The sequence below is a fragment of the Pseudoclavibacter terrae genome (genome assembly GCF_008831075.1).
Taxonomy (GTDB): Bacteria; Actinomycetota; Actinomycetes; order Actinomycetales; family Microbacteriaceae; genus Pseudoclavibacter; species Pseudoclavibacter terrae.
Genome location: NZ_WBJX01000005.1, coordinates 11,995 through 34,618 on the forward strand (window position 1 = coordinate 11,995; position 22,624 = coordinate 34,618).

The following is a 22,624-nucleotide window of genomic DNA, read 5'->3' on the forward strand; positions in this document are numbered from 1 at the left end:
GCCCCGGTCGATGCATCCAGCATCGCTCGGGGCGAGGTGCGTAGAATCAACGAATATGCACAGCATGGGCTGTGCCTCTCAGCGCGCTCTCGCGCCGCTTGCGTCAACCAGTAGGAGCAGACCTTGGCCTCAGTTCTCGAGAAGATTCTCCGCATGGGCGAGGGGCGCACCCTCCGCAAGCTCGAGAGCATCGCCAAGCAGGTCGGACGCCTCGAGGACGCCTTTAAGGAGTACAGCGACGACGAGCTGCGCGACATCACCGCATCCTTCCGCGAACGGCACGAAGCGGGGGAGTCGCTCGACGCGCTTCTGCCGGAGGCGTTCGGGGCCGTCCGCGAGGCCGCGGGTCGTGTGCTCGGTCTTCGGCACTACGACGTGCAGCTCATGGGTGGCGCCGCCCTGCACCTCGGCAACATCGCCGAGATGAAGACCGGTGAGGGCAAGACCCTCGTCGCGACGCTGCCGGCGTACCTCAACGCCATCGCAGGCAAGGGCGTGCACGTCGTCACGGTCAACGACTTCCTCGCGAGCTACCAGTCCGACCTCATGGGCCGCGTGTTCCGCGCCCTCGGCATGACCACGGGCTGCATCGTCTCCGGGCAGTCGCCCGCTGAGCGTCGCGAGCAGTACGCGGCCGACGTGACCTACGGCACGAACAACGAGTTCGGCTTCGACTACCTCCGCGACAACATGGCCTGGCGCTCCGAGGACATGGTCCAGCGCGAGCACTTCTTCGCGATCGTGGACGAGGTCGACTCCATCCTCATCGACGAAGCTCGCACACCGCTCATCATCTCGGGCCCCGCCCAGGGCGACGCGAACCGCTGGTACTCGGAGTTCGCCTCCATCGTGCGCAAGCTCAAGGAAGGGCGCGACTACGAGGTCGACGAGAAGAAGCGCACGATCGGGGTCCTGGAGCCCGGCATCGACCGCGTCGAGGACGCCCTCGGCATCGACAACCTGTACGAGTCGGCGAACACCCCGCTCATCTCCTTCCTGAACAACGCCATCAAGGCGAAGGCGCTCTTCAAGCGCGACAAGGAATACGTCGTGCAGAACGGCGAAGTCAACATCGTCGACGAGCACACGGGCCGCATCCTCAAGGGCCGCCGGTACAACGAAGGCCTGCACCAGGCGATCGAGGCGAAGGAAGGGGTGCAGATCAAGGCCGAGAACCAGACGATGGCGACGGTCACCCTGCAGAACTACTTCCTGATGTACGACAAGCTCGCGGGCATGACCGGTACGGCCGAGACCGAGGCGGCCGAGTTCATGAGCACCTACAAGCTCGGTGTGGTGCCCATCCGCACGAACCGTCCCATGCAGCGCAAGGACAACCCCGACCTCGTCTACAAGAACGAGAAGGTCAAGTTCGACCAGGTCGTCGAGGACATCGTCGAGCGGCACGAGACCGGACAGCCGGTGCTCGTCGGCACGACCAGCGTCGAGAAGAGCGAGTACCTCTCGAAGCTCCTGGCGAAGCGCGGCATCAAGCACGAGGTGCTCAACGCGAAGAACCACGCGCGCGAGGCCGCGATCGTCGCTCAGGCTGGCCGCAAGGGTGCGGTCACGGTCGCCACGAACATGGCCGGCCGCGGTACGGACATCATGCTCGGTGGCAACGCCGAGTTCCTCGCGGTCGCCGAGATGACCGCCCTCGGCCTCGACCCGCAGGAGAACGCCGACGAGTACGACGAGAAGTGGCTCGAGGTCTTCTCCGCCATGAAGGAGCAGGTCAAGGGCGAGGCCGATGCAGTCGCGGAAGCTGGCGGCCTCTACGTGCTCGGCACCGAGCGCCACGAGTCCCGGCGAATCGACAACCAGCTGCGTGGACGCTCCGGACGTCAGGGTGACCCGGGCGAGAGCCGCTTCTACCTGTCCATGACGGACGACCTCATGCGCCTCTTCAACACCGGTGCGACCCGGGCGATCATGGCCGGTGACGGCACGCCGGACGATCTCGCGCTCGAGTCGCGCATCGTCTCCCGCGCCATCCGCTCGGCGCAGTCGCAGGTCGAGTCGCGCAACGCGGAGATCCGCAAGAACGTGCTCAAGTACGACAACGTGCTGAACGAGCAGCGCACAGCGATCTACAGCGACCGCCGCCGCATCCTCGAGGGCGATGACATCGCCGACAAGGTGCAGAACTTCCTCACCGACGCGATCGACGACATCATCCAGGAGCACACGGGCGATGGCACGGGCGACGACTGGGAATTCGAGGCCCTCTGGACGGACCTCAAGCAGCTCTACCCGGTCGGCATCACCGAGGAGGAGCTCTTCGAGGAAGCTGGTGGACGCAGCAAGCTCACGCGAAAGCTCCTCGAGGAGGAGATCCTCTCGGATGCGCGCCACGCCTACGAGCGCCGCGAAGCATCGATCGGCGCGGACGCCACCCGCGAACTCGAGCGACGCGTCGTGCTGAGCGTCATCGACCGGAAGTGGCGAGACCACCTCTACGAGATGGACAACCTCAAGGACGGCATCGGCCTCCGCGCCATGGCGCAGCGCGACCCGCTCGTCGAGTACACGCGCGAGGGCTTCGCGATGTTCCAGCAGATGCTCGGCAGCATCCGCGAGGAATCCGTCGGCTTCCTCTACAACCTCGAGGTCACCGTCAAGAAGGACGAGACGCCGTCGGCCAGCGAGACGCCGGATGTGCAGATCGTCGCGAAGGGGCTCGACGAGAAGGCGCAGACCGCGCTCAGCTACTCGGCAGCGACCGACCAGGGTGAGGTCGAGGTCCGCAATGAGCGCGGCCAGCTCAATCAGCGTGCGACTGCCGAGGCGAAGCGCCGCGAGCGGGACCTGGGCACCTCCTCCGCGCTCGACCAGGCGCGGGGTGAGGCGGGCGAGGAGCCAGCCGCGCCAGTGGCGAACACGCAGCAGGCAACACGCTCGCGTCAGCCTGCCTCCCGTTCGGGGAACCCCGCGAAACGACAGGCGGCCGAGCAGGCGTCCCCGTCTGACGGCGACGGCCCCGCGGCAGGCAGCTCGTTCGGCAAGGGGGCGACTTCGAAGCCGGGCGGTCAGCCCGCTGGCAACCGCGCGCAGCGACGCCGCAAGAAGTAGGGGCCAGCTCCCGGGAGCAGAGCCAACGCCTCGGCGGACGCGCGACCACTCGTGGTGGCGCGTCCGCCGAGGCGTTCTCGTCTCGCCGAGCAGTTCAGAGGACGTGGATGGCGGATGCTCGCCAGCGCCGGTCGAGACCCTCGAGTCGCACGGTCACGGCCCTGACCCGCGCACCGAAGTCGAGGACGACGACGGCGTCGACGATGTTCTCCGTCGTCGCCTGGATGCGCACGCTCAGCTCGACGAAGTTGGGTCGTCGCGTTGGACGCCGACGCGCCTGCCTCGCTCGTGCTGCGTGCTGTGTGCGGATGAGCAGGTGACGGTAGACGTCGTCGGTCACCCACCTGGACAGCTGCTCGATGTCGCGGACCCCCGAGATCACTTCGACGACGCTCCGGGCCAGGTTCGAGACCAGCGGAGCCGGATCGGGCAGTTCGCTGGCTGCCGTGCGCTCCCGGACGAAGAGCGGGTCGGCGTCGATGAGTTCACCCGCCGCCGCGGACAACGTTGATTGTGGCGCATCGACGGCGCGGAGCGCCCTGGTGCTGCGCGTTGGCGACATATGGCCCCCGTCAGATCTCAGGCGATTCCCCCCGAACCGCCTGGCGACATGAAACCACGTTGCGTCCGTCGCGCGCGAGGGCTGAACTCCCCTGTGGATAACTCCGGTCGCACGGGCCGTGAACTCTACGCTGGCGACGTGCGATGGGACGACCTGTTCGATGACCTCGCGGGCGAGCTGCAGGGTGCGCTCGACGACGAGGCCGCCAGGCGCGCCGTCGACGAGGAGCGGCTCCGCGTCGGTCGGCTGACCGTGCGCGAGCGGCTCGTCGCGCTCGCGGAGAGCAGCTCGGCTCCCGTCTCACTGCAGCTGTCGGACGGTTCCATCGTCGCCGTGCGCCCGAAGGCGTTCGGCAGTGACTGGCTGTCAGCCGAACTGCTCGCGGAATCAGGTCGGGCGCGAGTCTGCATCGTCCCGACGGCGGGAATCGCGTCCCTGGTGCTCAGCGAAGAGCAGCTCATCGCGAGTCTGCGTGAACCGGCCGCGAGCGGTCCCGGCGACCTGTCCGGGCGTCTCGGCCTGGCGTTCGCGCTGCGCGACCTCGGGCGGCGGCGCCGGCAGTGCGAGTTCGTGGTGACCACCGGCACGATCGTCGGCACGATCGACCGGGTCGCGCGCGACCATGTCGATGTCGCTGTCCATGAGCGCGGCGTCGCCAGAAGAGCGCGAGACGTCGTCGCGTACCGGATCATCCCGCTCGAGGACCTGCGTCTCGTCATCCTCGCCGGCGACTGACCGGGCTCGGCCTGGCGACGGGCGGCTTAGAGCGACGGGCGGCTCAGAGCAACGGACGCAGGCGCGGGGTCGTGTCATCCTGCGTGGCGCTCGCGTCGAGGAGGTCGCAGGTGTCTGCGAAGTCGCCGGTGTCTGCGAACTCGCCCTGGCGGAGCGCGGCGACGCGGCGCTGGTACTCGTACTGGTCGTCGATGTACTGCTCGAGCATCGTCCGTTCCACTCGCCACTCGCCGACGCCGCCGATACGGATCGCAGGCAGCTCCCCGCTCTGCACGAGACCGGTCGCCACATCCATCGTGACGTTGAGGATCTCGGAGACCTCGGCGAGAGTCAGGAAACGGCCGATTGACTGGGGGTCAACGGATGCGTTCATGCCCTCGATTATCGCGCGCCGATCATGAATCGACGCATGTTGTGGATAACTTCTGCACGTTCTCTCGCGCTGCGCCACGATGGCGGAGTCGCCACCTCTCGGCGACTGAAGAAGGGAAGAGTGGCATGAGCGTGAGCAGGGCTCGCAAGCCGAGACGCTGGGTCGACCCGAGGCTCTTCCTCGGCGTCTTCCTCGTCATCGCATCGGTGCTCGGTGTCGTCGGCGTTCTCGTGGCGGGGAACCGAACCGAGATCGCCTACGCCGCCGCTTCGACGATCGCACCCGGGCAGCTGATCACGGTCGACGAGCTCGTCGCCGTCGAGGTCGTCCTCGGGTCGAGCATCGAAGCGTACGTGAGCACCGAGACGGTGCCGAATGGCGAGTTCCTCGTGACCCAGGCGGTCCAGGCTGGTGAGCTCCTCCCGAAGTCGGCACTCGGAGACGCCGATTCGAGCAGGTCGTCGGTTGTCGTGGAAGTCTCCGGCGGGCTGCCGACGGAGCTGGGCGCGGGAAGCGCCGTGGAGCTCTGGTCGAGCCAGGAGTCAGCTCCCGGGACCTATGGCGCGCCGGTCCTGACCTCGTCGAATGCGATTGTCGCGAAGATCCTCCCGAGGGAAGGGGCACTCTCCGCGAGCCAGGCGGACCGGGTGGAGCTGCTCCTGCCGAAGGCCGAGATCCCCGCGCTCCTCGCGGCGATCAGCAACGACTCGCGGCTGGCCCTCGTCCCCGTCTTCCGCGAGAAGGGGCAGTGAGATGTCGAGGATCCTGCTCGCCATCGAATTCGAGATCGAGGCTCGGCTCCTCGAGGGCATCATCGCGGCGGGGCACGACATCGTTGATCGAGTCTCCGGTGGGCTCGCCGCTGCGACGGCCCTCGAACGGCTGCGACCCGAGATCGTGGTGCTGCAGGGGGCGCCCGAGACGCTGACTCCGCGCAGTCTGGCGGCGTGCGCCCGGTTCGGGGCACGCGCCATCGTGGTGGTCTCGAGCGACTTGGAACGTCGGAACGCGGAGACGCTCGCGGTGGCGGAGGTCGTCGATGCCGCGGTCAGCTGGAGCGAGATCGAGGTGCTCCTCGCGAGAACTCCCACTGAATCCTCCCGCACCATGCCGACCGGCCCGATTCCGCAGCGCCCCGTGGCCTTCTCGAGGCCCCCGGACGGCAGCTCCCACCCCTCGGAGGAGGACCGCTCCGACCCTGCCGAACCCGAGCGCCCGACGGGCGGCGGGGCTGGGCGAGGGGGACGAGGTGCGCGCAGACGCGCGGCCAGCACGCCAGGTCGCGCCGGCGATCATCTCGTGGGGCATGAGCGGGGCAGCTCAGCTGTGCCCCTTCGACTGGCACGCGCAGACGGCAGGGGCACGGTGCTCGCCGTCTGGGGGCCGCACGGCGCGCCGGGCGCATCCACCGTCGCGGCAGCGGTCGCGTCCAAGGCGGCCGAGATGGGGCAGCGGGTGCTGCTCGTCGATGCTGACAGCTACGGCGGCTCGCTCGCGGCGATGCTGGGCATCACCGACGAGGCGCCGGGCTTCGCTGCCGCCTGCCGCTTGGCGGGCGCGGCACGGCTCACGGTCGCCGAGATCGAGCGCATCGCGGTGCCACGGTCCTTCGGACGGGGCGGACTGCTCGTGCTCACCGGCATCGCGAACCCCGCACGGTGGCCGGAACTCGCGAGGGATCGGGTCGCGACCGTGCTCGAGAAGTGCCGCGAGGTCGCCGACCTCGTGGTCGTCGACGTCGGCTTCAGTCTCGAGAGCGACGACGAGATCGCGAGCGACGCGTTCTCGCCTCGTCGTTCGGCCGCGACCCTGACCACCCTCACCGCTGCGGACCGAGTGCTCGCCGTCGCGGACGGGCAGGCGGTCGGCCTCCAGAGATTCCTGCGTGCTCGCGCGAACCTCGTCGACCTCGTCGGCGACACGCCAACGGACATCATCGTGAACCGCGTGCGAGCAGACGCGGTCGGCCTGGGGGCCGCCGGTCAGATCCGGCACGTCCTCTCGAGGTTCGCGGGCCTCGAGGCGCAAGCGCTCATCCCACTCGACCAGTCGGCGTGCGACCGAGCTCTGCTCGCCGGTGAGCCGGTCTCGTACGCCAGCCCCCGCTCCGCGTTCGCCCGTGCGATCGGAGCCTACGTTTCGGACACGCTGCTGGCCTCAGCCGGCAGCGGGCTCGAGACCCGGCAGCCGAAGGGCGAGAACAGGCGGCGAACGTCGGCGTTTCGTCGATTCTGGCGCGGTCGCGGCGAACTGCAAGCTCAGAACTCCTAAGCTGACCGAGTGTCGAGTCTCTCATCGCAACTCCAGCGCCGCGGAACCCTCAGTGAAGCTGAGCAGTCGTGGATCCTGCAGCTGAGCGCCGACTGGCAGCTCCTCACCGACCTCTCGTGCGCGGACGTCGTGCTCTGGGTCCACACGAAGGACGACGACTTCGTCGCGGTCGCACAGGGGCGTCCCTCGAGCGCCCCGACGCTCTTCTACCGTGACCTCATCGGTCAGTCCGTGCGGGAGCAGTGGGCGATGGCCGTGCGCAGGTCCTACGAGGAGGGCATCACCGTTCGGTCGACGGAGCCGGACTGGTTCGACGAGATCCCGACGCAGCTGCTCGTGACGCCCGTCTTCTGCCGCCTGCCGGGCGAAGGGGTCAGCCAGCACCCCATCGCCGTCATCACCCGTCACACCAACCTCGGGAGCACGCGCTCGATCACCCGCCAGGAGGAGACGTTCCGCGACTGCGCCGACGAGATCTTCGCCATGATCGAGGAGGGAGCATTCCCCGACCCGGAGGCCCCGCAGATCTCCCGCCGCGGCGCGCCGAGGGCATCGGACGGACTCATCAGGCTCGACCGAGACGGCGTCGTCACGTTCGCGAGCGCCAACGCGCTCAGCGCCATGAACAAGCTCGGCTTCGGGGGAGAGCTCGAAGGGGAAGTGCTCTCGGAGGTCGCCTCAGCGCTCGTGCACGACAAGAGTCGCGTCACCGTCGATGAGGCGTTGCCACTCGTCGTCACGGGGCGTGCCCCGTGGATGACCGACGTCGAAGCCCGGGACATCACCGTGACCCTGCGCGCACTGCCGCTGAGGGCGCACGGAGAGCGCACAGGCGCCATCGTGCTCTGCCGAGACACGACAGACGTCAGGCACCAGCAGCAGGAGCTCATCACCAAGGACGCCACGATCCGGGAGATCCATCACCGGGTCAAGAACAACCTGCAGACCGTCGCAGCGCTCCTGCGCATCCAGGCCCGACGCTCGCGGAGCGACGAGGCCAGGGAATCGCTGACGCAGGCCATGCGTCGGGTCTCCTCGATCGCGGTCGTGCACGACACGCTCTCCGGTGGCTTCTCCCAGACCGTCGACTTCGACGAGGTGTTCCTCCGCGTCATGAAGCTCATCACCGAGGTATCCGCTTCCTCCAACACGGTCGTCCGACCGGTCGTCAGCGGTCGATTCGGGACGCTGCCCAGCGAGTACGCGACTCCGCTGGCCCTCGCGCTCACCGAACTCGTCACGAACTCCGTCGAGCACGGGCTCGCGGGGCAGGAAGGCGAGGTCACCGTCACGGCCGAGCAGACGCCGGGTGGGCTGTCCGTCACGGTGGCGGATACGGGCTCCGGATTCGTCGCCGGACGCATCGGCGCCGGTCTCGGCACGCAGATCGTCCGCACCCTGGTGGAGGGCGAGCTCGGCGGCTCCATCGAATGGCACTCGGAGCCGGGTGAGGGAACGCAGGTGAAGCTGCTCATCCCCAGCCGCTGGAAACGCGAGACGGGCGGCGCGTGAACGCCGCCCGTCGGGCGATCCGCGGTCAGGCCGCGGGTTGTCTGCTGCTCAGGATGCGCGTCGCGCTCGTGCAGCGCGACGCTTGAGTGCACGTCGCTCGTCTTCGGAGAGGCCGCCCCAGACGCCGGAATCCTGACCGGTGTCGAGTGCGTACTGGAGGCACACCTCGGTCACCTTGCAGGAAGCGCAAACGGCCTTCGCTGCGTCGATCTGGTCGACAGCGGGGCCGGTGTTCCCGACCGGGAAGAAGAGCTCGGGGTCTGCGTCCAAGCAGGCGGCAGTATCGCGCCAATCCATCAGTGGTGCTCCTTATCGAGTGCGCCTCGCGCACAAAAACGCTCCGCTGGGAGCGAAGTTCGTGAACCCGGGATGCGGTGACTGGCCTATAGACTTGGCCTCGATTTTGCATTCCTCCGGGTATCTCTACCTAGAGAAAGATTTTGCCACAGCGTCATTTTCCAGGCAAGGGGTAATTCGTGAGCCCAGGTACGACCAGGCGCCCGGTCACCGTCGTTCTGCTTGCCGGAGTGCTCGGCGTTGAGGCCGCGATCCTCGCCGCCGTGACCGCGTTCCTCGTCGCGGAGACCGCCGCGCAGGAGGCGAAGTTCCTCGCCTCATCCCTTGCGCTTGCTGGGCTCGCGCTGCTGGGGACCGTGCTGCTCGGACTCGTTGCCGTGTCGACGCTCCGTCTGCGGGCCTGGGTGCGCGGGGCCGCCATCACGTGGCAGATCATGCAGCTGGCAGTCGCCTGGGTGTTCCTCCAGGGCGACCTGGCGGTCTGGGTCGGCTGGGTGCTCGTCGCCATCAGCCTCCTCGGCATCGTCGCGGCCGTGCATCCGGCGACGGGCCGTGCACTGCGCCGCGACGATGACGAGGCGGAGGCGAGGGGCTAGAGCCCGAGCAGCTTCAGGATCCGGGCGACGTGGCCCGCGGCGCGGACGTTGTAGAGAGCCTCGGCGATCTTGCCGTGCTCATCGATCACGAAGGTCGAGCGGATGGGGCCGACGGCGATCCGCCCATACTTGTTGCGCTCTCCGTAGGCGCCGTACGCGGTCTGCACGGCGTGGTCGGCGTCGCTCAGCAGCGTGAAGTCGAGGTGCTCGGCTTCGCGGAACTCGGCCAGCTTCTCCGGGTCGTCCGACGAGATGCCGAGGATCGTGTACCCGGCGGCGCGCAGGGGAGCATCGCTCTCACGGAAGTCGCACGCCTCAGCCGTGCATCCGGGGGTGAACGCCTCCGGGTACGTGTAGAGGATGACGCGCTTGCCGCGGTAGTCGGAGAGGGAGACGGCGTGGCCGTCCTGATCTGTGAGGGTGAAGTCCGGAGCATCTGCGCCCGGCTCGAGGCGGGTCGGAGTGGAGGTCGTCATGGCCCCAATCGTGGCATGTCGTGGCCGATTGGACTTCGGCTTCAAAACAGTGCTATTCTCTCTTGGTCGCCACGGAAACGGAACGACGCGCACCTCTAGCTCAATTGGCAGAGCAATTGACTCTTAATCAATGGGTTCTCGGTTCAAGTCCGAGGGGGTGTACGAGATAGGCCCGGTAGCTCTCGCCAGCTACCGGGCCTTCTTGCATCCTCGGGGCAGGCTCTCTTCGGGCTGGGAGGGCACCGGTCTGCCGTTCTCGGAGGCGTGGTGCTGGCACAATGGGCATGCACTGGCTTGGCGCGCAACGCGCCGACGACGAGGAGGCGGATTCCGTGACGATTGCACCAGGGGAACTTTGGGCGAACTGGCCGCGGACCGCACGCGCGAACCCGTCGAGCATCGTCGCTCCCAGGACTGCGCTCGAGGTCCAGCAGGTCGTCGCCGAGGCCTACAGCAGGGGCAGGCACGTGCGTCCGGTCGGCGCGAGCCACACCTCGAATGCGCTGGCCGCGGCTCCCGACATCCTCCTCGACGCCCGAGGCCTGCGCGGCATGAACTGGATCGACCTCGACAGCCATGAGGCGTCGTTCGGAGCCGGCACCACGATCGCCGAGGCCGGGGCCCTGCTCGAGACCTACGGATGGCAGCTGGAGAACATCCCGAACAACCCTGCCGTGACCCTCGGAGGCGCGATCGCCACGGGCAGCCACGGCACTGGTGCTCGTTTCGCGAGCCTGTCATCGCAGCTCGTCTCGGCGACGCTCGTCTCCGGGACCGGCGAGCTCGTCACGGTGAGCGCCCACCAGGACCTCGAGCTGTGGCCCTCGGTGAAGCTCAGTCTCGGAGCGCTGGGCATCTTCACCGAGCTCGTGTTCCGCATCGTGCCCGGCTACCGCATCCGCACGTCGGACGAGCAGATGCGCATGAGCGAACTCGTCGACGAGTTCGCAGTGCTCGCCTCAGGCGCTGACCACTTCTCCGCGAGCTGGCGGCCGCACACCGATGAGGTGTTCGTGACTCAGGGGTTCCGCGAATCCGGCGAGATCGCCGACGAGCCGACGCCGTCCCGCCGGTCCGCGTCCTTCGGCGCGCTCGGCGAGATGCTCGCCATCGGCTTGTCGAAGTCGCTGCCGCTGCTGACCCCCGCGGTGAACAAGCTCGCGAACCGGGTGCATCCGGTCGGCGAGTCGACGCTGGGGCCCATGCGAGCACTCGCGGAGCCCGCCCCGGTGCGCTTCGCGTCGCTCGAGTACTCGTTCCCCATCGCCGAGACCCCTGAGGTGCTGCGGGCGCTCGACGAGACCCTCGAGCGGGCGCACCTCAACCTCCCGTACGCCGTCCGCATCTCGACGACCGCCGCCGACGACGCGTTCCTGTCGAACGCCTACGGCAGGGCTGTCGGGAACATCACCGTGCGCGTGCCGTCGACCCTCGACGCTCGCGCGATCTTCACCGCTGCCGAGGACCTCTTCCTGAGCCTCGGGGGCCTGCCGCACTGGGGAAGCTTCCACACGGTGCGCGCTGAGGAGTTCAAGCACGTCATCACGCGCTTCGGCGACTTCCACACGGCGCGCGAGCGGCTGGACCCGGAAGGCGTGTTCGACAACGCGCACCTCAAGCGCGTCCTCGGGGCGCACTGAGCTGACTGCGCGCCTGACTGCGCGCTCGGTTGCGAGCCCCGGCGTCTCGGGATGGGTTCCGTGCTTCCGGATGGGAAACAACCCATCCCGAAGCGCGGAACCCATCCCGAGGCCGCTGGTGCGTCGCCCGAGGCGTCTGAAGGCCCGCGGCGCCGCCCGTCGAACGTGCTGAGCGAATGCGCGGGCGCAGCGTGGACGCCTACAGGGGGTCGTCGGCTCGAGGGTCGTCGAGGTTGCGCCAGGGGCGGTCGCGCCACCTGAACGCTCCAGCCCGGTGCAGGATCCAGGCGGCGAGCATCGCCCCGATGGCACCGGATGCGCCGCCGACGAGGAGTGCGGCGCGCGGCCCGAACAGTTCGACGATCCACCCCATGACCGGGGCGCCGACGGGAGTTCCGCCGAGGAAGATCGCCATGTAGAGCGAGAGGACCCGCCCGCGCATGGATGGCTCGACGCTTCCCTGGACGAGTGCGTTCGCTGTGGTGATCGCGCTGAGCGACGTGAAGCCGATGGGGATGAGGGCCACGGCGAACAGCCAGAACGTCGGAGCGAGGGCGGCCGCCAGGCAGCTGAGCGCGAAGAACACGCTCGACGACAGCAGGACGCGGAACCGGGCTCGTTCGCGCTTCGCGGCCAGCAGTGCGCCACCGAGCGAGCCGATGGCGAGGATGGAGGAGAGCAGGCCGAAGCTGTCCGCGCCGCCTCCGAACTCCATGGTCGTCATGGTCGCCGTGTAGATGGGGAAGTTCAGCCCGAAGGTGCCGAGGAGGAAGACCAGCACCAGGACCGCGACGATGTCCGGGCGCCTCGCGACGTAGCGGATGCCCTCGCGGATCTGCCCGCGGCCGCGTTTCGACGGGGGAGCTGGCAGCAGCTCCGAGGTGCGCATGGCCAGGAGGGCCGCGATGGTCGCGAGGTACGTGAGCGCGTTGACGAGGATCACCGGGCCCGCGCCGATGAGCACCGTGAGGACTCCAGCGACGGCCGGCCCCACCATGCGAGCGCCGTTGAACGACGCGGAGTTGAGGGCGACGGCGTTCGAGAGCAGCTTGAGGCCCACCACCTCCGACACGAACGCCTGGCGTGCTGGAGCGTCGAGGGAGGCCGCGCAGCCGAGCAGCAGCGCGAAGACGTAGACGTGCCAGAGCTCCGCGACACCCGCCGTCACGATGGCACCGAGCGCGAGGGCCAGCACGGCCATGACCGACTGGGTCCAGATGAGGACCTTGCGCTTCGAGAAGCGGTCGGCGATGACACCGGCGTATGGGGCCAGCAGCAGCTGCGGGCCGAACTGCAGCGCCATGACGACGCCGAGCGCGGTGGCGTCGTTGTCGGTGAGCTCGGTCAGCACGATCCAGGCCTGCGCCGTGCGCTGCATCCACGTGCCCACGTTGGAGGTCAGGGACCCGGCGAACCAGATGCGGTAGTTCCGTTCGGAGAGCGAGCGGAACATGGAACTCACGGTGGCTGCTCCCTGGGGGTGGTCGGATGTGCGGGGGTGCACAATGTAATAGTTGTGGCCGCAAGTATGTATGTGAAGGTCACAAAATGATCTCACGTACAATGACGCCGGTCGTCGAACCCGAGGAGAGCCGCAATGGCAGACAAGAACCGCGAACACATTCAGAAGCTTCGCGAGGAGGCGAACGCCATCCGCAAGCAGGAGGAGGCGCGCGCCAGGCGCGGTCGTGTGCTCACGCAGGTGGGCATCATCGTCGGTGCCGTCGTCGTGCTCGGCGCGATCGTGCTGCTCGCCGTCTTCGGTTCGACCTGGTTCGGCAAGAAGATCGAGCTGACGGCTGATGGCACGGTCGCGGTGCAGCGGCTCGACGGTTCGAGCGTCGAGCAGCCCATCGAGGTCGTCGACAACTCGGCGATCGTCGTCGGTGCAGCGGATGCCCCCGTCAAGATCGACTACTACTACGACTACTCCTGCCCCCACTGCGTGGATTACCACGAGCAGACCGGGGCGGTCTACAACGATCTCGTCGCCGCAGGTGACGTCCAGGTGACCTACCACGCGATCAACATCGTGGCCCCGTACGGTGCTGAGGCCGCGGCGGCGATCGCCTCGACCGTCGCCTACCAGCCGTCCGCGTTCTTCGAGGTCCACGACGGGCTGTTCGGGATCCCCGGCCAGACGCAGACCAGCTGGGGCCCCGCTGACTACTCGTCGGCGCTGAGCCAGCTCGGTGTGACGAGCGAGGAGGCCCTCGCCGCGGCCACCAACGGCGAGTTCTCGGGCTGGGCCGCCGCCAACACCGCCGCTTCGCGCGAGGCGGGTGTCTCCGGAACCCCGAGCATCTTCGTCGACGGCGAACTCCAGCAGACGCCTCCGGACGTCGAAGCGCTCATGGCGCTCGCGGGCACCGCGAACGCCGAGTAGCGGAGGCGGACCATGGCGAGCTCCCCTGAGATGACAGAGGCCATCGCGGACGAGCAGGGCGGCGCATCGCGCCTGCCCTGGCTCGTGCGCACGCCGAGGAACGTCGCCTGGGCGCTGGTCGTCTTCGGCGGGGTGGGGCTGCTCGCGAGCTTCTTCCTCACCGTCGAGTACATCCACAAGCTGCAGGCGCCGAACGAGGCGCTGGTCTGCGATCTCAGCATCTTCGTCACGTGCGGTCCGGCCATGCAGTCCTCGGCCGGCGCGATCCTCGGCTTCCCGAACATCATCATCGGCCTCGTGACGTTCGCCGTGACGGTCGCGATCGGGGCAGGCATCTTCGCCGGCGCGAGCTACCGCCGCTGGTTCTGGGTGGCCTTCCAGGTCGGTCTCGTGGGTGCCGCGGCGCTCGTCAGCTACCTGCAGTGGTACAGCGCCTTCGAGCTCGCACGCCTGTGCCTCTGGTGCATGATCATCTGGGCGGCGACGATTCCCCTCGTCGCGACGGGGACGATCTTCAACCTCGTGCACGGGCACCTGGGTGCCGGTGCGAGGCGAGTGGGGGAGAAGCTCGCTCCCTTCCTCGTGACGATCATCATCGTCTGGTACCTGGTCGTCGTCGCGGTCGTCTTCGCGGGGCTCCTCCCGTACTTCGCCATCTAGGCGCACAGCGCGCAACGAAGAACCCCGGTCCGTGTTCGGACCGGGGTTCTTCGTTGCGCGCTGTGCAGTGCTGTGCGCGTGAGGCTCAGGCGATCTTGCGCTCTTCGGCGAGGGATGCTCGCGCTGCGAGGTCGGCCGGGCGAGGGGTGACCGTCTCGACGAGTTCCTCGAGCGACTCCTCAGGCTTGAGGAACGACTCGATGGCCTTCTGCCGTTCTGCTTCGCTCGCAGGAGCGAGGCGCACCGGCGCTTCGTCGCCTGCTTCCAGTGCTGCGACGGTTCCGAGCGTGTTCTGGATGCGGCGCACGAGGTCGGCGACCATGATCTCGGAGAACATGGCGTCGTCGCCCGGCTCGCGGTCTGGGCGCCACTCGAGGCGGTAGCGTCCTTCGGCTCCGAACATGTCGTCGAGGAGGAGCGTGAGCTCCTCGCGGGCCTCGTCGCTCATGATGGCGCTGGGCTCGAGCAGGCGCGGTGGCTCCAGCTCGCTGCCCGGGCGCTCGAGGCCGGAGAAGTTGGGGTGGCCGCCCAGGGGCATGGCCGGGCGTGCCGACGGTGCGGATGCGGCGGGGATCGGGGCAGGGATGGCGCCCAGCTGATGCTGGGGGAGCGCCGGTGGCGTCATGGCCGCCTGCTGGGGGGTGGGCTGCGTCGAGTCTGCGCTCGACGTGGCTACACCCTCGGGGTGTCGCCGCTTGCGGAACCAACCGAACACGGAGTCCCCTTTCTGCACCTGGATTGTGAGCTCGGAACCGGGGCAGGTCGTCTGCCACGGAATGAGACAGCACTAGTCTCACGGCGTTGGTGCGGCGTGTCGACAGACACGCCGCACGACGCTCGGATTGTTAGTCGAGCTCTAGCTTCTTCTGGTTCGCGTCGTCCATGACGGCGCTGATGGCGAGGGCCGTCGAGATGCCCCAGGCGAGCCAGACGAGCACTGCTCGCCAGCGCTTGGTCTCCATCGAGGTCTGTCGGACGACGCCCACGATGCCGAAGACCGAGGACAGGATCGCGCCGTTGGTGAGGAATTTGCGCATGGGTTCCGCTCCCTTGTGCCGGGGCTGCGTCGTTGTGATGCCGCCAGCGTTCTGATTGACGTCGTCAGGGTAGCGGTGTCGTCTGGCCGTCCGATGTCAGGAGTGCTTGATCAGACATCCTGACCGATCGGTTGAACTCTGACCGTTCGGTCAATAGACTGCGTGCGTGACCGAGCAACCGCAGCCGAATCCCGAGCTCAAGCAGGCCGAGCATCCTCGGCCGGCGCCCCGCCAGCATCCGACCGACCTGCTCAAGCAGGCCGCCCTCGTCGAATTCGCCGCGCACGGCTACGAGGGCGCCTCGCTGCAGGAGATCGCAAGCAAGGCCGGGTACACGAAAGCCAACCTGCTCTACCACTTCGGCTCGAAGCAGGGCCTCTTCGAGCAGGCCGTGCTCGAGGCGCTCGGCGCGTTCGAAGAGCTCGTCGACTCCCTGCAGCACCTCGACATCGGCACCGAGGACAGGCGCCTCGTCGGCCCCTTCGTCGACTTCCTCCTCCAGCACCGCCTCGCCGTGCACATGTTCGTGAACCACCGCAGCACCGGCGCTGGCGAGTTCATCGCCACCCGAGTCGACCCCATCATCGAGCGGCTCGTCGCCGCGTTGTCCGAGGACGACTCGGACCGTGCGCTGCGCATCGCCATCGGCCTCGCGGGCGTCACCTACTGCCTCGCGAACGAGAACATCCCAGGCGAAGCGCGCATGCAGGAGCCCACACGCGACGAGCTCGTCGACGCGCTCACCTTCATCTCGGCCACGCGCCGCTAGTCGACAGGCAACGGACTCATGGCTCTCCTCCTCTTCCGCATCTCCCGCGGCTCCTACCGTCACCCATGGCGCGTGCTCTCCGCCTGGCTCCTGCTGCTCGCCCTCGCCCTCGGCGTCGGCGTCGCCGCGGGCGGGGCACTCAAGGAATCGTTCGCGATTCCGGGCACGCAGTCGCAGGCGGCGCTCGATCGCCTCGGCGAGGTGTTCCCGGAAGCGGCCGGCGCCAGCGCCAGCGTCGTCGTCGTGACCCCCGCCGGCGACTCCATCGAAGACGAGCCGTACCGGAGCGCCATCGACGCCGCGTCCGAGCGCATCGGAGAGCTCGACGGCGTCAGCCAGGCCCTCTCCCCCTTCTCGGAGTATGCAACCGACGCCGTATCGGATGACGCCGAGGCCGGCATCATCCGCGTGCAATTCGACGGGACCAGCGAAGACATCAGCGACGAGCTCATCGCCGACGTCACCGAGGCCGGCACATCGCTCCAGGACTCGGGCCTCCAAGTCGGGTTCGATGGGCAGATCTTCCAGAACCTCGAGTACGGGCTCACGCCCACCGAGATCCTCGGTGTCGTGTTCGCGGCGATCGTGCTCCTCGTGGCGTTCGGATCGGTGCTCGCCGCCGGGCTCCCGCTCGCATCCGCCATCGTCGGGGTCGGCGTGACGATGGGTGGCATCCTCTTCGCCGCGAAGTTCATGGTCGTCTCCAGCGCAACCCCGCTGCTCGCGGTCATGATCGGCCTCGCCGTCGGCATCGACTACGCACTCTTCGTCGTCTCGCGCCACCGAACGCAGCTCGCGAACGGCATGGACGCCGAGGAATCGACGGCGACCGCCGTCGGCACGGCAGGCAACGCCGTCGTCTTCGCCGGAGTGACCGTCATGATCGCGCTGCTCGGCCTCGTGATCGTCGGCATCCCGTTCCTCAGCGTCATGGGCATCGCCGCCGCCGCCGCCGTGTTCACCGCCATGGCGGCCGTCATCACGCTCGTCCCCGCCCTGCTCGGCTTCGCGGGCGAGCGGATGCGCCCCAAGGCCGGCTCGCGCGCGTTCCGTCGCGAGACCGGCGCAGATGCGAAGCCGACGATGGGCCGCCGCTGGGTGCGGCTCGTCATGAAGGCACCGCTCCCGTTCGCGCTCGCGGTCATCGCCATCCTCGGCACGCTCGCGATCCCGGCGCTCGACCTCAAGCTCGCGCTCCCCTCCGGTGCGTCCGAGCCGGAGGACAGCGTCGCGCACGTCGGCTACGACCTCGTCGCCGAGCACTTCGGGCCAGGCGCCAACGGGCCACTCATCGTGATGGTCGACATCACCCAGGGTGACAACGAGACCCTCCTCGACGACCTGCAGCTCATCGCCGACCGCGTCGCGGACGTCGACGGGGTCGACACCGTCGGCGACCCGCTGCCCAACACGACCGTCGACTCCGCGATCATCCAGGTCGTGCCCTCGACGGGCCCGGACGACGACGAGACGCTCCGAGTCGTCGGCGAGATCCGCGACCTCGGCGACGAGCTCGAAGCTGAGACCGGCATGGCGACCTCCGTGACCGGAGCGACCGCCATCGCGCTCGACATCTCCGACCGCCTCAACCAGGCGCTCCTGCCGTTCGCCGCAGTGGTCGTCGGGCTCAGCTTCTTCCTGCTCATGATGGTGTTCCGCTCGATCCTCGTCCCGCTCAAAGCCGCGCTGAGCTTCCTGCTGAGCGTGTTCGCCGCCTTCGGCGTCGTCGTCGCGATCTTCCAGTGGGGGTGGTTCGCCGACGCCCTGCACGTCGTGCCCGGCCCCATCATCAGCTTCATGCCCATCCTGCTCATGGCCATCATCTTCGGACTGGCCATGGACTACGAGGTCTTCCTCGTCTCCGGCATGCGCGAGGCGTACGTGCGCAGCGGCGACGCCAGGAACGCGGTCGAGACGGGCTTCGCGAACGGCGCCCGCGTCGTCACCGCGGCCGCCCTCATCATGTTCTTCGTCTTCGCCGCCTTCGTGCCTGAGGGAGCCGGCGTCATCAAGGCCATCGCCCTCGGGCTCGCCGCGGGCATCTTCTTCGACGCCTTCCTCGTGCGCATGACGCTCGTGCCCGCCATCATGGCGATGCTCGGCAAGCGCGCCTGGGCCCTCCCAGCCTGGCTCGAACGCATCCTCCCCGACCTCGACGTCGAGGGCGAGCACCTTCGCCACTACCGCCAGAACGTCGAGTGGATGCGCGAGCAGCCCGACGGCATCGCCATGGGCGAGCTCGTGGCCGGAACCGAGACGACGGCCACGCGCCCCGTGACAGGTGGCATCGAGCGCGGCGGCGTGCTGCTCGTGGAAGGACAGCTCGCCGAGCGGCGGCTCCTCGCGGCCACCCTCGCGGGACGCATCGAACCCGTCGCCGGGCACGCCCACGCGCACGGGCACCTCACGCCAGGTGACGAGAGCGCCCTCATGCGACGCGTTGCCGTCGTAGATGCCTCGACGCTCGACGCCAGGTCGGCGGAGCTCACCGTGGGTGCCCTCCTCGAAGAGCGGCTGCGCCTCGGACGCGGAGCCGCCGGGGGACCTGTGCCAGCTGCACTCGTCGACCAGGGTGTCGCCGAGGTCTCAGCAGCCGCGGCCAGACTGCGCGACGGTTCGCCACGCGTGCAGACCGACACCAACCTCGGCGAGCTTCGGCCCGCATCGAGAGGCGTCGCCCTCGCGCGCATCGCGCTCGCGGAAAACCCCGAGGTCCTGATCGTCGATCTCGGGCCGGGAGCCGAACCCGAGGTGGCAACCCGCCTCGCCTCCTCCCTCCTCGCGGAGGTGAGCACGCTCGCCCCGCCCGACACGACGATCGTGCTCGGACTCCCCAGCGGACTCGACCCCGCCGCCATCGTCGGCGCAGCGCGACGTCCCGCCGGACGCATCCGCCTCGACGCCGCGCCGGGCGCATCCGCCGACGCCGCGCCATCCACGCACGCCGCAACCAGCACGCACAAGGGAGCACTCGCATGAGCGCCGCCGTCCTCCACGCCGTCACCGCCGACCGCGGGGCACTGCGCCGTCGGCGCCTGCGCAACCTGCTCGTCGCGATCCTCGTGCCCCTCATCGTCGCCGGCGCCTACTTCGCCGGCCTCGCCGGGGCAGAGGCCCGCACCTCCGCGATCCCCGCCATGATCGTGAACAACGACGAACTCCAGACCCAGACCGCGCCGGACGGCACGCAGACGACCGTCATCGCAGGCCGGCTCGTCGTCAGCGCGCTCACCGATCCCGACACGGCGACCGGCTTCGACTGGCAGCTCGCCAACGCCGAGACAGCGGCGGCGGCACTCGAAGACGGCTCGGCGTACGTCGTCGTCACCATCCCAGAGGACTTCTCCGCCCGCATCACGGGCATCGCCGACGAGGGCGCGACCCCCGCCACGATCGACGTCACCACCGACCAGTCGCACGACTACCTCTCGCCCGCCATCGCCAACGGGCTCGCGGATGCGCTCACCGCCCAGTTCGGCACGCAGGTCACCGAGATGGTCGCCGTGCAGCTCTTCGACGGCATCGGCCAGACCGCGACCTCCCTTCGCGACGCCGCGGATGGCGCATCCCAGCTCGCCGACGGCGGCACGCAGCTCGGCACCGGCCTCGCCCAGTTCGCCGACGGGCAGAGCGAGCTCTCGACCGGACTCGTACAGAGCGCGGACGGCGCCAGCGAGCTCTCGACCGGCGTGACCACCTACGTCTCCGGCGTCGGCCAGCTCTCGAGCGGCATCACCCAGTACACCGGTGGCGTCGACCAGCTCTCCGCGGGCATCACGCAGTACACGAGCGGCGCCGACCAGCTCGCGGCAGGCATCGTCCAGCTCGCAGCGCAGACACCCGGACTCCGCACCGGCGGGCAGCAGCTCACGGACGCGGGCACACAGCTCGAGGGATACTCGACCGCCGTCACGCAGGGCACAGCCACCTACCAGGAGCAGATCCGGCCCGCACTCGTCGCCCTCAACGACTCCACGGACGGCCTCGTCGCCTGGTGCGCGGCCCTCGCCGACCCGACGCTGAAGAGCCAATGCGAGACCCAGATCGCAGGCCTCGTCGGCACGACCGGCGGTGTCGACGGCCTCGTCGAGACCCTCGACGGCGCTACGAGCGAGCTCACCGCCGTGACCGACGGAGCATCCGACCTGAAAACCCTCGGCACCGGTCTCGTCACCCTGGCGGACGGCATCGACCAGCTCAACACGGGCGCGACGCAGCTGTCGGCAGGCTCGAGCAGCCTCACGACGGGCGCCTCCGACCTCGCGACCGCAGGCGACGAACTCGAGAGCGGCGCATCCCAGCTCGTCACCGGCGGAACCGAGCTCGAGACGGGTGCCAGCGCGCTGGCCACGGGCCTCGGGCAGCTCCGCGACGGGCAGCAGCTGCTCGTCGACGGGGTCGCCCCCATCCAGGACGGCGTCGGCGAGCTCACCTCCGGCGCGAACCAGCTGTCGACCGGACTGAGCGACGGCGCGACGCAGGCCGAGAACGCCGTCGGCGATCCGAACGCGCTCGCGGAGGTCGTCGCCAACCCGGTCCAGACGAACCAGACCATGCAGCACGAGGTGAGCTTCGGCGAGATCCTCACCGCGCTCATCCTTCCGCTCGCGCTCTGGCTCGTCGCCCTCGCGACGACGCTCATGCGCCGTCTCGTGCCGACCGAGGCCTACGCGTCGATGGCGTCGAACGGGCGCATCCTGCTCGACGCCGCGAGGCGCATGCTCCTGCCGCTCGCGGCAGTGCTCTTCGCCATCATCGTCATCGCCCACGGGTTCGTCGGCGTGCCCGTCACCGCCGCCTTCGCGACGCTCGGGCTCGGCGCGCTCTGCGCGGTCGCCCTCATCGGCGTGCACCTGCTCTTCACGACGCTCTGGGGGCGCCGGGCGGCAGCTGTCGCATCGATCGGCCTCCTGAGCATCCAGGTGCTCGCCATGCGGGGGCTCGTGCCGCTCGAGCTGAAGTCGCCGTTCGTCGAGATGCTCTCCGGGCTGCTCCCCGGAACGCACCTCGCCGCCGGGCTGCAGCTCGCCTACTCGGGAGGCAGCGCCTCCGGAGTCGTCGCGGCGGCGCTCGGCATGCTCGTCATCGCCACGGTCTCGTTTGCGGCGGCGAGCCTCGTCATCGGGCGCCGTCGACGCTCGAAGCCGTCGCTCGTCGCGGGCCTCTCCGCGGGGCGCCGCGAGCTCGTCGCCGCGTGACCCCGCGTCTCGGGATGGCAAAACCGCTTCGTTGTGGGAAGTTTCCCGCCACGAAGTGAGGTTGCCAGCCCGAGTCGGGGGTGGTGGGTGAGTGGCGCGATCGCCGTCCGACGGGTGGTCAGCGTGCTTCGGGATGGCTTCCGCGCTTCGGGATGGCTTGCACCCCATCCGGAAGCGTGGAACCCATCCCGAGACGGGCGCGGCGAGCGGGCGCTAGACGGCGTCGGGGACCGGGCGGCCGAGCTGCAGGTGATCGTGGGCGAAGGCGACGGTCTCGCGGAGCATGCGCAGCCGGTCGGCCTCGTTCTTCGCCTTTCGCGTGTTCACCTCGGCGACGACGTGACCCGACCAGCCGATCGAGGCGAGGTACTGCAGCGTCTCGGCGACAGGCTGCCCTCCCTCGCCCGGCGCGAGGTGCTCGTCGAAGAGCTTGTCGTTCACGTCGGGCGCCTGGCCATCGCAGAGGTGGATATGCCGCAGCCGGTCGCCGGCCGCCTTCGCCATCTGCAGGGAGTCGCGTCCCGAGAGCGCGGCGTGCGAGAAGTCGAGGGTGATGGCGTCGCAGTCCATGTCGACGGGGTCGATGCCGGGCTTGTAGGCCTGCAGGGCCCGCCCGGACACCTTCCACGGGAACATGTTCTCGACGGCGATCTCGGTGCCGGTGTCCGCGTTGATCTCGCGGACGATCTCGAGGAAGTTCTCCGCGTACCCGGACTGCCACCGGAATGGCGGGTGGACGACGACGGTGGAGGCGCCGATGTCGCGCGCGAGCTCGGCGGAGCGCTGCAGCTTCGTGCGCTGGTCGCGGCCCCACACGAACTGCGTGAACAGCAGCACGGGGGCGTGGACGGCGAGCACCGGCAGCTGGTACTTGTCGATGAGGCGCTTCAGCGCATCCACGCTCCGCGACGTCTGATCGGTCGAGATCATGATCTCCATGCCGTCGAAGCCCGCGTCCCTGGCTATCTGGAACGACGTTTCGACAGACTTGGGGAACGTGCAGGAGGTGCTCATGCCGACGGTGATCATTTTCCGGAGAT

Annotated in this window: 20 protein-coding genes and 1 tRNA gene; 13 read left to right on the forward strand and 8 right to left on the reverse strand. The window is 68.8% G+C overall.

Translation table 11 applies throughout. The annotated features are described in order from the left end of the window. Nucleotides 1-123 precede the first annotated feature (123 nt). Complete coding sequence (gene secA / locus F8O03_RS13920; protein WP_151424408.1) at nt 124-3,072, forward strand: preprotein translocase subunit SecA; 2,949 nt, start codon at nt 124-126, stop codon at nt 3,070-3,072. 94 nt (nt 3,073-3,166) lie between these two features. Here secA and F8O03_RS13925 read toward each other — a convergent pair whose 3' ends face one another. Continuing rightward, entirely contained in the window at nt 3,167-3,634 is a 468-nt protein-coding gene (locus F8O03_RS13925; protein ID WP_151424409.1) for an Rv3235 family protein, read from the reverse strand. Nucleotides 3,635-3,772: 138 nt separating this feature from the next. On the opposite strand from F8O03_RS13925, the gene F8O03_RS13930 reads away from it, so the two are divergent. Next, nucleotides 3,773-4,369: a hypothetical protein gene (locus F8O03_RS13930; RefSeq protein WP_151424410.1), complete on the forward strand. Its 597-nt coding sequence runs from the start codon at nt 3,773-3,775 to the stop codon at nt 4,367-4,369. A gap of 43 nt (nt 4,370-4,412) precedes the next feature. Here the strand turns inward: F8O03_RS13930 and F8O03_RS18535 are convergent, their stop codons facing one another. Beyond that, nucleotides 4,413-4,742, reverse strand: a complete 330-nt coding sequence (locus F8O03_RS18535; protein ID WP_151424411.1) for a helix-turn-helix domain-containing protein — start codon at nt 4,740-4,742, stop codon at nt 4,413-4,415. Nucleotides 4,743-4,867: 125 nt separating this feature from the next. On the opposite strand from F8O03_RS18535, the gene F8O03_RS18120 reads away from it, so the two are divergent. From F8O03_RS18120 to F8O03_RS13945, 3 genes are read left to right on the forward strand one after another with little or no spacing between them, the layout of a single operon-like run. After that, nucleotides 4,868-5,494: a hypothetical protein gene (locus F8O03_RS18120; protein ID WP_167516584.1), complete on the forward strand. Its 627-nt coding sequence runs from the start codon at nt 4,868-4,870 to the stop codon at nt 5,492-5,494. A 1-nt stretch (nt 5,495) separates the two neighbouring features. Further along, nucleotides 5,496-7,013, forward strand: a complete 1,518-nt coding sequence (locus F8O03_RS13940; RefSeq protein ID WP_167516585.1) for a MinD/ParA family ATP-binding protein — start codon at nt 5,496-5,498, stop codon at nt 7,011-7,013. A gap of 9 nt (nt 7,014-7,022) precedes the next feature. Beyond that, entirely contained in the window at nt 7,023-8,525 is a 1,503-nt protein-coding gene (locus F8O03_RS13945) for a sensor histidine kinase (protein WP_104252331.1), read from the forward strand. 48 nt (nt 8,526-8,573) lie between these two features. Here F8O03_RS13945 and F8O03_RS13950 read toward each other — a convergent pair whose 3' ends face one another. Beyond that, nucleotides 8,574-8,822: a WhiB family transcriptional regulator gene (locus F8O03_RS13950; protein WP_068476994.1), complete on the reverse strand. Its 249-nt coding sequence runs from the start codon at nt 8,820-8,822 to the stop codon at nt 8,574-8,576. Nucleotides 8,823-9,001: 179 nt separating this feature from the next. Between F8O03_RS13950 and F8O03_RS13955 the strand changes: the two genes are divergently transcribed. Beyond that, the gene (locus tag F8O03_RS13955; protein WP_151424413.1) at nt 9,002-9,418 is read left to right on the forward strand and encodes a hypothetical protein; all 417 of its coding nucleotides are present in this window, start codon (nt 9,002-9,004) and stop codon (nt 9,416-9,418) included. Here F8O03_RS13955 and bcp read toward each other — a convergent pair. Continuing rightward, the gene (gene bcp, locus F8O03_RS13960) at nt 9,415-9,894 is read right to left on the reverse strand and encodes a thioredoxin-dependent thiol peroxidase (RefSeq protein WP_151424414.1); all 480 of its coding nucleotides are present in this window, start codon (nt 9,892-9,894) and stop codon (nt 9,415-9,417) included. The two genes, F8O03_RS13955 and bcp, sit on opposite strands and share 4 nt — an antisense overlap. An 89-nt stretch (nt 9,895-9,983) precedes the next feature. On the opposite strand from bcp, the gene F8O03_RS13965 reads away from it, so the two are divergent. Then, nucleotides 9,984-10,056 (forward strand) — tRNA-Lys (locus tag F8O03_RS13965). 170 nt (nt 10,057-10,226) lie between these two features. Next, the gene (locus F8O03_RS13970) at nt 10,227-11,534 is read left to right on the forward strand and encodes a D-arabinono-1,4-lactone oxidase (protein WP_167516586.1); all 1,308 of its coding nucleotides are present in this window, start codon (nt 10,227-10,229) and stop codon (nt 11,532-11,534) included. Nucleotides 11,535-11,733: 199 nt separating this feature from the next. Here the strand turns inward: F8O03_RS13970 and F8O03_RS13975 are convergent, their stop codons facing one another. Further along, nucleotides 11,734-12,987 carry an MFS transporter gene (locus F8O03_RS13975; RefSeq protein ID WP_244296317.1) on the reverse strand — a complete coding sequence of 418 codons (1,254 nt, stop codon included), beginning with the start codon at nt 12,985-12,987 and terminating at the stop codon, nt 11,734-11,736. A gap of 144 nt (nt 12,988-13,131) precedes the next feature. On the opposite strand from F8O03_RS13975, the gene F8O03_RS13980 reads away from it, so the two are divergent. Both F8O03_RS13980 and F8O03_RS13985 read left to right on the forward strand, forming a co-directional pair. Beyond that, on the forward strand, nt 13,132-13,920 hold the full coding sequence (locus F8O03_RS13980; RefSeq protein WP_151424417.1) for a DsbA family protein: 789 nt from the start codon (nt 13,132-13,134) through the stop codon (nt 13,918-13,920). A 12-nt stretch (nt 13,921-13,932) separates the two neighbouring features. Beyond that, the gene (locus F8O03_RS13985; RefSeq protein WP_104252337.1) at nt 13,933-14,580 is read left to right on the forward strand and encodes a vitamin K epoxide reductase family protein; all 648 of its coding nucleotides are present in this window, start codon (nt 13,933-13,935) and stop codon (nt 14,578-14,580) included. Nucleotides 14,581-14,665: 85 nt separating this feature from the next. Here the strand turns inward: F8O03_RS13985 and F8O03_RS13990 are convergent, their stop codons facing one another. Both F8O03_RS13990 and F8O03_RS13995 read right to left on the reverse strand, forming a co-directional pair. After that, nucleotides 14,666-15,295, reverse strand: coding sequence for a hypothetical protein (locus F8O03_RS13990; protein WP_151424418.1), 630 nt, complete (start codon nt 15,293-15,295; stop codon nt 14,666-14,668). Between the two features lie 130 nt (nt 15,296-15,425). Next, nucleotides 15,426-15,617 carry a hypothetical protein gene (locus F8O03_RS13995; protein WP_068476980.1) on the reverse strand — a complete coding sequence of 64 codons (192 nt, stop codon included), beginning with the start codon at nt 15,615-15,617 and terminating at the stop codon, nt 15,426-15,428. 166 nt (nt 15,618-15,783) lie between these two features. On the opposite strand from F8O03_RS13995, the gene F8O03_RS14000 reads away from it, so the two are divergent. The 3 genes from F8O03_RS14000 to F8O03_RS14010 are packed head-to-tail and all read left to right on the forward strand — an operon-like array spanning nt 15,784 to nt 21,584. Next, nucleotides 15,784-16,386 (forward strand): TetR/AcrR family transcriptional regulator, encoded by a 603-nt coding sequence (locus F8O03_RS14000; RefSeq protein ID WP_151424419.1) that lies wholly within the window; start codon nt 15,784-15,786, stop codon nt 16,384-16,386. Nucleotides 16,387-16,404: 18 nt separating this feature from the next. Continuing rightward, nucleotides 16,405-19,365 carry an MMPL family transporter gene (locus F8O03_RS14005; protein WP_151424420.1) on the forward strand — a complete coding sequence of 987 codons (2,961 nt, stop codon included), beginning with the start codon at nt 16,405-16,407 and terminating at the stop codon, nt 19,363-19,365. Further along, nucleotides 19,362-21,584 (forward strand): YhgE/Pip domain-containing protein, encoded by a 2,223-nt coding sequence (locus F8O03_RS14010; RefSeq protein WP_151424421.1) that lies wholly within the window; start codon nt 19,362-19,364, stop codon nt 21,582-21,584. Before F8O03_RS14005 ends, F8O03_RS14010 begins: the two co-directional genes overlap by 4 nt. A gap of 213 nt (nt 21,585-21,797) precedes the next feature. On the opposite strand, the gene F8O03_RS14015 is transcribed toward F8O03_RS14010, so the two are convergent. Next, nucleotides 21,798-22,613, reverse strand: a complete 816-nt coding sequence (locus F8O03_RS14015) for a sugar phosphate isomerase/epimerase family protein (protein ID WP_151424422.1) — start codon at nt 22,611-22,613, stop codon at nt 21,798-21,800. Nucleotides 22,614-22,624: the final 11 nt, after the last annotated feature.